At 76.6% G+C, this 12,260-nt stretch carries 9 protein-coding genes; 8 read left to right on the top strand and 1 reads right to left on the bottom strand.

What is annotated here, in order from left to right; translation table 11 throughout:
- A partial coding sequence (locus ACFPBZ_RS26835) for an Hsp70 family protein (protein WP_378039177.1) occupies positions 1-1,403 on the bottom strand: 1,403 nt, incomplete at its 3' end.
- Between the two features lie 321 nt (positions 1,404-1,724).
- On the opposite strand from ACFPBZ_RS26835, the gene ACFPBZ_RS26830 reads away from it, so the two are divergent.
- The 8 genes from ACFPBZ_RS26830 (at position 1,725) to ACFPBZ_RS26795 (ending at position 12,260) form a co-directional block, all read left to right on the top strand.
- Positions 1,725-2,675: an IniB N-terminal domain-containing protein gene (locus tag ACFPBZ_RS26830; protein WP_378039176.1), complete on the top strand. Its 951-nt coding sequence runs from the start codon at positions 1,725-1,727 to the stop codon at positions 2,673-2,675.
- A gap of 242 nt (positions 2,676-2,917) precedes the next feature.
- On the top strand, positions 2,918-4,816 hold the full coding sequence (locus ACFPBZ_RS26825; RefSeq protein WP_378039175.1) for a dynamin family protein: 1,899 nt from the start codon (positions 2,918-2,920) through the stop codon (positions 4,814-4,816).
- A complete protein-coding gene (locus ACFPBZ_RS26820) occupies positions 4,813-6,396 on the top strand; it encodes a dynamin family protein (RefSeq protein ID WP_378039174.1) in 1,584 nt (527 codons plus the stop codon). The genes ACFPBZ_RS26825 and ACFPBZ_RS26820 overlap by 4 nt, the downstream gene beginning before the upstream one ends.
- Positions 6,397-6,519: 123 nt before the next feature.
- Positions 6,520-7,542: a heat-inducible transcriptional repressor HrcA gene (gene hrcA / locus ACFPBZ_RS26815; RefSeq protein ID WP_378039173.1), complete on the top strand. Its 1,023-nt coding sequence runs from the start codon at positions 6,520-6,522 to the stop codon at positions 7,540-7,542.
- 100 nt (positions 7,543-7,642) lie between these two features.
- Complete coding sequence (gene dnaJ / locus ACFPBZ_RS26810; protein ID WP_378039172.1) at positions 7,643-8,794, top strand: molecular chaperone DnaJ; 1,152 nt, start codon at positions 7,643-7,645, stop codon at positions 8,792-8,794.
- Between the two features lie 55 nt (positions 8,795-8,849).
- Positions 8,850-9,614, top strand: coding sequence for a 16S rRNA (uracil(1498)-N(3))-methyltransferase (locus ACFPBZ_RS26805; protein ID WP_378039171.1), 765 nt, complete (start codon positions 8,850-8,852; stop codon positions 9,612-9,614).
- Complete coding sequence (locus tag ACFPBZ_RS26800; RefSeq protein WP_378039170.1) at positions 9,602-10,507, top strand: alpha/beta hydrolase; 906 nt, start codon at positions 9,602-9,604, stop codon at positions 10,505-10,507. The genes ACFPBZ_RS26805 and ACFPBZ_RS26800 overlap by 13 nt, the downstream gene beginning before the upstream one ends.
- A gap of 127 nt (positions 10,508-10,634) precedes the next feature.
- Positions 10,635-12,260: an ABC-F family ATP-binding cassette domain-containing protein gene (locus tag ACFPBZ_RS26795; RefSeq protein WP_378039169.1), complete on the top strand. Its 1,626-nt coding sequence runs from the start codon at positions 10,635-10,637 to the stop codon at positions 12,258-12,260.

The following is a 12,260-nucleotide window of genomic DNA, read 5'->3' as shown; positions in this document are numbered from 1 at the left end:
GCCGCGGAGGCGCCGAGCGCGACACCCGCGGCCACGGCGGCTCCGGCCGCCGCCCGGTGACCGGGCTCGGGGGAGAGGGGAGCGGCGGCCGTCGGTGCCGGCGGAGCGCTCGGGAACGCGCCGGTCGCCGGGCCGGGCACGGCGGTCGTCGGGAAGGCACCCGTGCGCGGGGCGGGGGTGGGGCCACCCGTCGTCGGGACGGGCGCGGCGGTCGTCGGGAAGGCGCTGGTCGCGGGACCCGCCGCGACCGGCACCGGGAGCCCGAGCGCCTCCTGCCGGCGGCTGATCGCGTGCTCGGCCGCGGCGAGCGCGGCGCCCTGGGCGACCACGGTGACCGGGTCGAGCTCGGGTCGCACGGGGCGGCCGAGCTCCTCGGCGAGCAGGCGGGCGACCAGCGGGACGCGGGCGGACCCGCCGACGAGGACGATCTGGTCGGGGTCGACCCCGGCCGCGTCGAGGGTGCCCGCGAAGGCGTCGACGGTGGCGGCGACGAGCGGGGTGATGCGGGCCTCGAGGTCGGCGCGGGTGACGCGGACGACCGTGGCGAGGGTGCCGAGCTCGACGGCCACGTCGGCCTCGGTGTCGGCCGAGAGCCGCTCCTTGGCCTCGCGGGTCGCGTGGCGGAGCGCGGTGAGGGCGGTGCGGGCGGCGTCGTCGTCGAGCTCGGCGAGCGCGGAGTCGAAGGCCTCGCCGAGCTCCTCGCGGACGTGGGCGAGCACGGCCCCGTCGATGTCGGTGCCGCCGGCGCGCACGGGGGTCCCGGAGTCGGCGAGCACCTCCGCGGACGTGCGCGTCCCGGCGGCGGCACCCTCGGCGCCGGAGGTGACGGCGCCGCGGGAGCCCCGGCGCACCACGGCGGCGCGGAAGCGGCGACCGCCGAGGTCGTAGACCGCGGCGACCCGGCCGGCACGCAGCCCGCCGAACGTCGAGGCCGCGAGGACCGCGGCGCGCGGCTCGCCGACGAGGGCGGCGGGGCGTGGCCCGACGCGGACGAGCGCGCGACGCAGCGTGCGCTCGCGGTGCGGGCCCCACCCGGCGGGGTGGGTGACGGCCAGCGACCGGGCGGCCCCGCCCTCGAGCGCCGCGACCCGGCGCACGGCGGCGAGGACGATCTCGGCCGCCACGTCGTCCGCGCGCCACGGCTCGTCGCCGACGACCAGGGGGACGTCGTCGCCGAGGCGGGCCGTGACGTCGCGGACGACGCGGTCGGGCTCGTCGGCGGCCCGGCGCTCGGCGTCCACGCCGGTCCGGACCACGCCGTCGGACCCGCGGTGGGCGACCGCCGGGACGGTCACCGCCCCGTCCGGTCCCAGCCCGACGGCCACCGCCCGCGCCTCGCCGTCCCGCAGGACTGCAGCGACGACCGTGGTCCCGCCGAGGTCGACCCCGAGGTCGTAACCCACCGTGCTCCCCCCATCACCGGGCTTGCCGCACATCACTTATCGCCCGTCAAGCGCAACATACTGCGCCATACGGAGGAATCAGAGTCCCGATTGAGGGGCTAGACCCGAGTGGGTGTCGAGGGTCCGGTGAGCGGTGGGGTGGGTGGGAGAAGCGGTCGGTCCGGGGCCCGAGGGGGGTGGTGGAAACCCCCTCCCCCCACGAACGGGGACGCGGGGGGAACACCGATGGCAGGCGCGTCGGGGGCTCCTAACGTTCGTCCCAACGCCGGATCGCAGTGGTCCGGACAGACGAACCCAGTCGCTCACGAAGGAGCACCCGCCATGCCCGCCACCGAGGCCAAGACCCTCCTGCAGTTCCTCCTCGACCTGCTGCGCGACCCGCAGACCCAGGCGGAGTTCGACGCGGACCCGCAGGCCACCCTGGCCGCCGCCGGCCTCGACGGGATGTGCTTCGCCGACGTGCAGGACTCGCTGCCGCTGGTCATGGACCACGCGCCGGCCGCCGTCGCCGCCCGCTACGACGACGACGTCCGCGCCGCCTCCGCCTCGGCCGTCGCGGTCGTCGGCGACGAGCACCACCACGGTGGCGGGCACCACGGCGGCGGCGAGCACCACTGGATCCCCGGCCCCGTGCTCCCCGAGCACGCCCCGGAGATCGACAAGGTGATCCAGCAGCTGCAGTACGTCACGAACAACTACGCCTACGACTCGCACGACACGAACTTCGAGACCAACCTCGAGCAGAACATCCGCGCCAACGGCGACGTCACCACCACCCTCGACATCTCGCCGACCGTGGCCTCCGGCGACGGCGCCGTCGCGGCGGGCGACGACATCACCGCCCCGGTCGCCACCGGTGCGGGTGCGGTGGCCGGCGAGGGCAACATGGTCAACGGCGACGGCACCGCCGCCTTCGGCGACGGGGACGCGGCGAGCGTCGGCGGCTCGATCGCGGCGAACGCCGGCTCGGCGGTCTCCCTGAACGACGCGGCGACCGGTGAGAACACCGACGAGTCGGCCACCAACTTCGGTGACGGTGCGGCCTCCTCGCAGGGCGACGCCACCCCGGACAACTCGGAGACCGACAACAGCGACAACTCCGACAACAGCGACAACTCGGAGACCGACAACTCCGACAACAGCGACAACTCGGTCGACAACTCCGACAACAGCGAGACCGACAACTCGATCGACGACTCGGTGTTCAGCGACGGCGACCCGATCGTCACCGCCGACGCCGTGGACGACCTCGACGACGGCATCGACGACTGAGTCCCCGGGGGCGGCTCCCGCACCGTCGCCCCCGGCCGGGTCGTGGCGACCCGCGCCCGTCACGACCCTCGAGCGGACAGCCGGGGCCCCGCACGTCAGGGGCCCCGGCTGTTCGTCGTTCCGTGAGCGTCCGTCGTCCCTTCTGTGCCGTCGTCCCTTCGGGGCCCTGTCGCTCCCTGGCGCCACCCCTCCCGCGGACTAGGCTGATCGGCCTAACGACCGGCGAGCTGGGGGTGTGCGAGGTGGACGACGGACGTGCGGAGGCGCGCGCGGTCACCGCGCTGGCGGTGCGGGCGGCGTCCGCCTACGGGCGCCCCGACCTCGCCGCCGACCTGTCCGCCGCCGCCGACCGGCTCGCCGACCCCGGAGCGCGCGTGCTGGTGGTGGGCGACTTCAAGCAGGGCAAGAGCGCGCTGGTCTCCGAGCTCGTCGGGACCGCGGTGTGCCCGGTGCACGACGACGTCGGCACCCGCATCCCCACCGTCGTCCGGCACGGCCCGGTGCCCGCCGCGGTCGTCGTCGGGACCGCCGAGGACGGCAGCGAGGTGCGGCGTCCGGTCGGCTCGGCGGCCCTGAGCGCGGCGGTGACCGGGCGCGACGAGGCCGCCGCGACGCTCTCGCACGCCGAGGTGGAGCTGGCCGAGGGCCTCGTCGGCGACGGCCTGGTCCTCGTCGACACCCCGGGCGAGGGCGGTCCGCGCTCGACCCGCGGGCTCGCGGTGCGGGCGGGCTTCCCGGCCGCCCACGCGGTCGTCGTCGTGACCGACGCGTCGCGGGAGCTGACCGCGCCCGAGCTCGCGCTGCTGCGCGCCGCCGCCGAGCGCTGCCCCACCGTCGTCCTCGCGCTGACCAAGACCGACCTGCACCCCCGCTGGCGGGAGGTCCGCGACCTCGACCTCGACCACCTGCGCACCCACGGCCTCGGCCGCGTGCCGGTGCTCCCGGTGTCGGCCACCCTCGCCGCGTACGCCCGGCGGCTCGCCGAGGCGGGGGACGGGTCCGCGGACGCGGTCGCGCAGGAGTCGGGCGTGCCGGCGCTCGCGGACCTGCTGCGCACCCGGGTCGCCGACCCGGCCGGCTCGCGCCTCGCGGTCGGCACCCTCGACCGGGTCGCCGAGGCGGTCACCGAGCTCGGCGCCGCCCTCGAGGCGGAGCGGATCGGGCTCGAGGACCCCGAGCGCGCCAAGGCCGTCGCGGCCGACCTCTCCGCGGCGCGCGACCGCGTGGCCGAGCTGCGGGAGCGCAGCGCGCGCTGGCAGCAGACCCTCGCCGACGGGGTCGCCGACCTCACCTCCGACATCGACTGGGACCTGCGCGACCGCATGCGCCACGTCGTCCGGGCCGCCGAGGAGGCCCTCGACGCCGCCGACCCGGCGTCGTCGTGGGAGACGTTCGCGCCGTGGCTGACCGAGGAGGTCGACGAGGCCGTCACGACGACGTTCATCTGGGCCGGGGAGCGCACGTGGCGCCTCGCCGAGCGCGTGGCCGAGCACTTCGCCCTCTCCGGGGAGGAGGTGCGGGGCCGGCTGCCCGACGCCCGGGGGAGCGGCGGGCCGGAGTCGGCCGTCGAGCAGACGATGCCCGGCGGCGTCGTGGTGCGGGCCGTGCTGCCCGAGGTGCCCCCGATCGAGCTGCCGGAACTGGAGAAGATCGGCCTGGCCAACGGCCTCGTCGTCGGGATGCGGGGCTCGTACGGCGGGGTGCTGATGGTCGGGATGGTGACGACGCTGTCGGGGCTCGCGCTGATCAACCCGTTCTCCGTGGGAGCCGGCGTGCTGCTGGGGTCGAAGACCGTCCGCGACGAGCGCAAGCGCGCGCTGCAGCGCCGCCGCGCCGAGGCCAAGCAGGCGGTGCGCCGCCATGGCGACGAGGTCCTCCACCTGGCCGGCAAGCGCGCGCGGGACCTCCTGCGCGACGTGCAGCGCACCCTGCGCGACCACTTCACCGCCCAGGCCGAGTCGCTCTCCCGCTCGGTCGCCGAGGCGGTCACCGCCGCGGCCGCCGCCCAGGAGATCGAGACGACCGCGCGGGACCGGCGCCTGCGCGACGTCACCGCGGAGCTCGCCCGGGTGGGCGCGCTCGGCGACCGCGTCGAGGCGTGCCGGGCCGGGTTCGCGAAGTCGCTCGAGGTGGCCGCGTGAGCCGCCTGCTCGCCGACACCCGCGCGGTGCTCGACCACGCCATGATCGTCTTCGCCGATGACGCCCACGCCCTCGGCGCCCTCACCGCCCAGCGCGCCCGCCTCGGCGGCCCGCTGCGCGTGGCGCTGGCCGGCTCGGTGAAGGCCGGGAAGTCGACGCTGCTCAACGCGCTGGTCGGCGAGCAGATCGCACCGACCGGCGTGGGGGAGTGCACCCGGATCACCACCCACTACGCCGACGCGGCCAGCCCCCGCATCGGCGTGGCCTACCGCGGCGTGCGCCGGCCCGACGACCCCACGGAGCTGCCCGCCCTGCACCGGCGCGGCTCCCTGGTCATGGAGCTCGACCGGCTCGACGTCCCGCGCGTCGCCGCCCTGCACGTCGACTGGCCCTCCCAGCACCTGCGCGACGTCACGCTGATCGACACCCCGGGCGTCGACTCGGCGGTGTCGCGCTCGGTGTGGGGGGAGGGCACCGAGGAGGCCGTGGACGTCGTCGTCCACCTGGTCCGCCACCTCCACGACCCCGACGTCGCCTTCCTTGAGGCCTACGGCGACCGCGTCGCCGAGCACGTCGGCGCCGCCGGCACCCTCGTCGTCCTCTCCCGCGCCGACGAGGTGGGCGGCGGCCGGATCGATGCGGTCATGGCCGCCCAGCAGGTGGCCCGCCGCTACCGCACCGATCCCGGCCTGCGCCCCTGGTGCGCCACGACGACGACCGTCGCGGGCCTGCTCGCCGAGACCGCCCGCACGCTGCGCGGGGTCGAGTTCACCGCGCTGCGCACCCTGGCCCGGATCGACCGGGCCGAGCTCGAGGCCCAGCTGCTCACCGCGGACCGGTTCGTCGCGGGGGCGGGCGTGCTGCCCTCCGGGACCCGGCTCGCGCTGCTCGACCGCTTCGGGCTCTTCGGGGTCCGGCTCGCGACCTCCTTGCTGCGCCGCGGGGTCGACGACTCCGCGACCCTCGCCGCCGAGCTCGCCCGCCGCAGCGGCCTCGACGACCTCCGCGCGATCCTCGAGCAGCGCTTCCTCGCCCGCCGCGACGTCTTCCAGGCCCGCTCCGCGCTGCTCGCGGTGGAGCGGTTCCTCGACCGTGCGCGGGCCGGGGTCCCGACGGCCGGTCCCGGGGTTCCCGACGATGCCGGGCGCCCCTCGCCCCGGCCGCGGTCCGGCCCGCCGGCGCCCGCCCCCTCCCCGGCGGCGCTCGTGGCGCTGTCCGCGGAGCTGGAGCGGGTGCGCTCCGGCGCCCACGAGATCGTCGAACTGGACGTCCTGACGACCCTGCGGCGCCGCCCGCTCCGCGCCCCGGGCGCCCGCGACGCCCGAAGGCACACGGCGTTCACCGAGGAGGCCGAGCGGCTGCTGGGGGACCGGGGCCCGTCGGCCGCCGCGCGTCTGGGGATCGCCGAGGAGACGGCCGAGGGCGAGGTCCGGGCCGTCGCGCTGGCGACGCTCGGGCGCTGGCGCGCCCACGCCGAGAACCCGCTCGCCGAGCCCGACACCGCCGAGACCGCGCAGGTGGTGGTCCGGTCGGTCGAGGGGCTGCTGGCCGCTCGTCCGGTCCCGGTGGGGGTGGGCTGAGGAGACCACCGCCCTCGTCGGGAAGGGATCCTGAGCCGACCGCGCTCACGGCCGCCCGACCCCGCCCCCGTGTCTCGCCTACGATGGTGTGTCGGGTTCGAACGAGGACGGGAGGGCCGGACGGTGAACGCCGAGGAACGCCGCATCGCGGTCCTGCGCGCGATCGTCGCCGACTTCGTCGCCACCAACGAGCCCGTCGGCTCGAAGGGCATCGTCGACCGCCACAACCTCGGGGTCTCCAGCGCCACCGTCCGCAACGACATGGCCGCCCTGGAGGACGAGGGCTACATCATCCAGCCCCACACCAGTGCCGGCCGGATCCCCACCGACAAGGGCTACCGCCTCTTCGTCGACCGGCTCGCCCAGGTCAAGCCCCTCTCGGCCGCCGAGAAGAAGGCGATCTCCACGTTCCTCGAGGGCGCCGTCGACCTCGACGACGTGCTGCGCCGCTCGGTGCGCCTGCTGGCCCAGCTCACCCGCCAGGTGGCCGTGGTGCAGTACCCGACGCTGACGCGCAGCACGGTCCGCCACCTCGAGGTGGTGAGCCTCACCCCGGCCCGCCTCATGCTGGTGCTGATCACCGACACGGGCCGGGTCGACCAGCGCGTGGTCGACCTCGGCGACGTGCTCGACGACGACGACGTCGCGCGGCTGCGCACGCTGCTGAACCAGGTGCTCGTCGGGCAGCCCCTCACCACGGCGGCGGCGGAGGTCGCCACGCTGCCCGAGGAGGCGCCCGAGCACCTGCGGACGGTGGTCACCACGGTCAGCGCGGTGCTGGTGGAGGCCCTGGTGGAGCACCCCGAGGAGCGCCTCGTGCTCGGCGGCACCGCCAATCTCGCCCGCCAGGGCGCCGACGCGAGCTCGCTGCGCGGGGTGCTGGAGGCGCTCGAGGAGCAGGTCGTGGTGCTCCGCCTGCTCGCCGCGTCGAGCGACCCGGCGCAGGTGACGGTGCGGATCGGCGAGGAGAACGAGGCCGCCGACCTGTGGGCCACCTCGACGATCTCCATCGGCTACGGCCCCGTCTCCGCCCCGGCCCTCGGTGGTATGGGTGTGGTGGGGCCGACCCGCATGGACTACCCGAGCACGATCGCCGCGGTCCGGGCCGTCGCGCGGTACGTGGGGGAGATCGTGGGTGGGCGCTGACGGCTCCACCCCCGGCTCGGACGCCCCCCGACGCTCCCCGAGAGACACTGCCGAGCGGCCCCACCGCTCGACCTGACGAGGACACAGAGGACACACCAGCGTGGCCACGGACTACTACGACATCCTGGGCGTGAGCCGGGAGGCCGACGACGCGGAGATCCGCCGGGCGTACCGGAAGCTCGCCCGCGAGCTCCACCCCGACGTCAACCCCGACGCGACCGAACGGTTCCAGCAGGTCAAGAGCGCCTACGAGGTGCTGTCCGACCCCGAGAAGCGGCGCATCGTCGACCTCGGCGGTGACCCGAACGCCACGGCGGGCAGCGGGTTCGGCGGCGCGGGCGGCTTCGGCGGGGCCGGCTTCGGCGGGCTCGGCGACATCATGGACGCGTTCTTCGGCGCCGCCGGCGGGACCGGCCGGGGCCCGCGCGGCCGGGTGCAGCCGGGCGAGGACGCCCTCATCCGCATCGACCTCACCCTCGAGGAGTGCGCGTCGGGCGTGGCGCGCGAGCTGACGGTCGACACCGCGGTGCTCTGCGAGCGCTGCGAGGGCGGCGGCGGCGAGGCCGGCTCCCAGCCGATCCCCTGCGACACCTGTGGCGGGCGAGGCGAGATCCAGAACGTGCAGCGCTCGTTCATCGGGCAGGTCGTCACGGCCCGCCCGTGCCCCGTGTGCCGCGGGCTCGGCGAGATCATCCCGAACCCGTGCCAGCAGTGCGGCGGCGACGGCCGGGTCCGGGCGCGGCGCACGGTCACCGTGCAGGTGCCCCCGGGCGTCGGCGACGGCATGCGGATCCGGATGGCCGGGCAGGGCGAGGTCGGGCCCGGCGGCGGCCCGGCCGGCAACCTCTACGTCGAGGTCAGCGAGGCGCCGCACGACTACTTCGAGCGCGACGGCGTCGACCTGCACTGCCACGTGACGCTGCCGATGACGGCGGCGGCGCTCGGCACCACGCTGCGCCAGCGCACGCTCGAGGGCGACGAGGAGCTCCACGTCGACCCCGGCACGCAGCCCGGCACCGTCCACACGCTGCGCGGGAAGGGCATGCCGCGCCTGCGGTCCTCGGGCCGCAGCGACGGGCGGGGCGACCTGCTCGTGCACCTCGACGTCGGCGTGCCCGAGAAGCTCGACGCCCGCCAGACCGAGCTGCTGCGCGAGCTGGCGGCGCTGCGCGGCGAGGAGCAGCCGGAGTACTCCGGCCAGGCGCGCAACGGGCTGTTCGGGCGGCGTCGGGCGGCGGGGCGCGGCCGGTGACGTGTCCGCACTGCGGCCATGCTGACACTGGACGACACATCTGCCGCCTTCACGCGTGAGCCTCGGTGACTGGTCGCGCCCGGCCCTGTTCCTGGTCGGGCACGTCCCGACGAGCGGCGTGGTCACCCTCGAGGGCCCCGAGGGCCGGCACGCCGCCGACGTGCGGCGGGTCCGGCCCGGTGAGGTGATCCTCGTCGGCGACGGCGCGGGCACCCGGGCGCGCGCCGAGGTCGTCGAGGTGGGGCGCGCCCACGTGGCCGCGCGGATCGACGAGGTCCGCACCGAGCCGTCGTCGGGACCCCGGATCACGCTGGCCCAGGCCCTGGCCAAGGGCGACCGCGGGGAGATGGCCGTCGAGGTGGCCACCGAGGCCGGGATCGACGCGATCATCCCGTGGCGCGCGGAGCGGTGCGTGACCCGCTGGGACGACGGGCCGCGCGGCGCGAAGGCGCTCGCGAAGTGGCGCTCGACCGCGACCGAGGCGGCCAAGCAGTCGCGCCGCGCGTGGATCCCCGAGGTCTCCGAGCCGCTGACCACCCCGCAGCTCGCGCAGCGCCTCGCCGGGACCACCCCCCTGCTGCTGGAGGCGACCGCGGACGCTTCGATGGCGGACGTGCACCTGGCCGACATCGATCTCCCCGGCGCGGAGATCGTCCTGCTGGTCGGGCCGGAGGGCGGGGTGACCGACGGCGAGACCGACCGCCTCGTCCACGCCGGGGCCGTCCCGACGAGGCTCGGGCCCGGTGTCCTGCGCACCTCCACCGCCGCGGCGGTGGCGCTGGGGGCGCTCGGGGTGCGGACCGGACGGTGGGCGCGGTGATGGCCCGGCGCTCGCTCCTCGCCGTCCTCGGTCTCGGCGGCCTCGTCGCCGCCTGCTCGAGTCCCGGCGGCGCCACCCCCACCCCCCGGCCGGGCACCCCGATCCCGGTCCCGCTGCGCTACGGCGCCGACCCGTCCCAGTACGCGGTGCTGCACCTGCCGCCCGGGGCACCGACGCCGGCACCGCTGCCCGTGGTCGTCGTCATCCACGGCGGGTACTGGCGCGCCGCGTACGGCCTCGAGCTCGGCACCCCGCTCGCCGTCGACCTCACCAACGCCGACGTCGCGGCCCTCAACGTCGAGTACCGGCGGGTCGGGGCGGGCGGCGGGTTCCCGCAGACGCTCGCCGACATCGCCGCGGCGGTCGACCTGCTCGCCACCGACGCGGCCGACGTCGCCCGCCGCAGCGGGCGCACCCTCGACCTCGACAACGTCGTGCTGCTCGGCCACTCCGCCGGCGGCCACCTCGCGGTCTGGGCCGCCTCCCGCTCGCGGCTGCGGGCCCCGGCGCCCGGGGCGGGCCCGGCGGTGACCCCGAAGGGCGTCGTCAGCCAGGCCGGGGTGCTCGACCTCGTCGCGGCCGCCCAGCAGAACCTCGGCGGTGGGGCGGTCGCCGACCTCCTCGGCGGCGACCCCGCCACCCAGGCCGCCCGCTACGCCGTCGCCTCCCCGGCCGCCCTCGTCCCCGCCGTGTGCCCGGTGGTCGCGGTGCACGGGACGGCCGACGCCGTGGTGCCGATCGACCAGTCCCGCCGCTACGTCGCCGCCGCCGTCGCGGCCCGCGGGCAGGCCCGGATCGTCGAGCTCGAGGGGGTCGACCACTTCGCGGTGATCGACCCGGCCACCCCGGCCTGGCGCACGATCCGCGACCAGGTGCTCGGCCTGCTCCGCTAATTCGCTCGCCGTGTCCGGCGGCTCCGGTACCCTCGACCGCACCATGGACCTCTAGACGACGCCCCGACCACCGCCCGCGGCCCTCTCGCCCGGCGGGGTCATGCCCTCCGTACTCCGGAGCGTCGTCATGTCATCCAGCGTCCTGCACGGCCTCGAGCCCGTCGTCGCCCACGGCCTCGTCCGCACCTTCGGTACCCGGCGCGTCCTCGACGGCCTCGACCTCACGGTCGCCCCCGGCACCCGGCTCGGGCTGATCGGGGAGAACGGCACCGGCAAGTCGACGCTCCTGCGTCTGCTCGCCGGCCGCGACCGTCCCGACGAGGGTGCGGTGCAGGTCCCGCGCGATCTCGTCTACCTGCCGCAGGAGCCGGAGGTGGCGGCCCATTCGACCGTCGGGGACATGCTCGACGACGCCCTGCGCCCGCTGCACGACGCGGTGGCCTCGCTCGGGACGCTCGCGCAGCGGTTGGCCGCCGGGCACGACGTGGCCGCGGACTACGACGCCGCGCTCTCCTGGGCGATCGCCCACGACGCCTGGGACGCCGACCGCCGCGCGGAGGTCACGGCCGGGACGCTCGGGGTCGCCGACCTCGACCGCGCCCGCCCGGTCGACCGGCTCTCCGGCGGGCAGCGCACCCGGCTCGCCCTCGCGGCCGCCCTGGTGCGCCGGCCCGCGGTGCTGCTGCTCGACGAGCCGACCAACCACCTCGACGACGAGGCCCTCGACCTGCTGGAACGCTCGCTGCTCGAGCTGCCCGGCGTCGTCGTCGCCGCGAGCCACGACCGGACGTTCCTCGACCGGGTCGCCACCGAGCTCGTCGACCTCGACGCGGGGGCGCTCGGCACCGACGGCCGCGGCGGGCGCCGGTTCGGCGGCTCGTTCGGCGAGTACCTGGCCGCCCAGGCCGATTCCCGGCGCCGCTGGGAGGAGACCTTCGCCGCCCAGCAGGAGGAGATCGCCGCCCTGCGGGAGAAGACCCACCTCGGTCTCGGCGCCGTCGCGGCCGGGCGCGGGCCGACCGACAACGACAAGTTCGTCCACAAGTTCAAGGGGGCCAACGTCGAGCGCGCCCGGGCCCGCCGCGTCCACGACGCCGAGCGCCGCCTCGAGGTCGCCGAGCGTGGGGCGCTCCCGAAGCCCCCCGCGCCCCTGCGGTTCTCGGGGTCGCTCACGGGCGCCGGATCGAGCGTGTCGGTCCGCGGGCTGCGGGTGGCCGGGCGGCTGCGCCTCGACCGCCTGGAGGTCGGGGTGGGGGAGAAGCTGCTGGTCACGGGCGCGAACGGCACCGGCAAGTCGACGCTGCTCGACGTCCTCGCCGGGCGCCTGGTTCCCGACGAGGGGACGGTGCAGGTCGCGGCGCGCACGGTCGCGCTGGTCAGCCAGGACCCGGAGTTCGACCGCCCCGACCTCTCCGCCCGCGCGACCTACGCCGGGGCGGTGGGCGCGGAGACGGCCGAGGCGGTGCCGCTGGGCTCGCTGGGCCTGCTGCACCCCCGCGACCACGGCACCGCGGTGGGCGCCCTGAGCGTCGGCCAGCGGCGCCGGCTCTCGATCGCGGTCGCCGTCGCGGCGGGCCCCGACCTCCTCCTGCTCGACGAACCGACCAACCACGTGTCACTGCGTCTGGCCGGGGAACTCGAGGAGGCGCTGGGGTCCGCACCGGGCACCGTCGTCGTGACCTCGCACGACCGCTGGCTCCGATCCCGCTGGTCGGGGCCGTCGTCCACCTTGACTGTCGGGGGCTCGGTCTAG

Origin of the sequence: Actinomycetospora atypica (assembly GCF_042653685.1) — a bacterium.
In the GTDB taxonomy this organism is placed as follows: Bacteria; Actinomycetota; Actinomycetes; order Mycobacteriales; family Pseudonocardiaceae; genus Actinomycetospora; species Actinomycetospora atypica.
This window is presented reverse-complemented; position numbering and strand designations above follow the sequence as displayed.

What these genes read in the sequence shown, in the direction of transcription:
- ACFPBZ_RS26795 (WP_378039169.1), top strand. Translation starts at nt 10,635, where the DNA reads ATGTCATCCAGCGTCCTGCACGGCCTCGAGCCCGTCGTCGCCCACGGC.
- ACFPBZ_RS26830 (WP_378039176.1), top strand. Translation starts at nt 1,725, where the DNA reads ATGCCCGCCACCGAGGCCAAGACCCTCCTGCAGTTCCTCCTCGACCTG.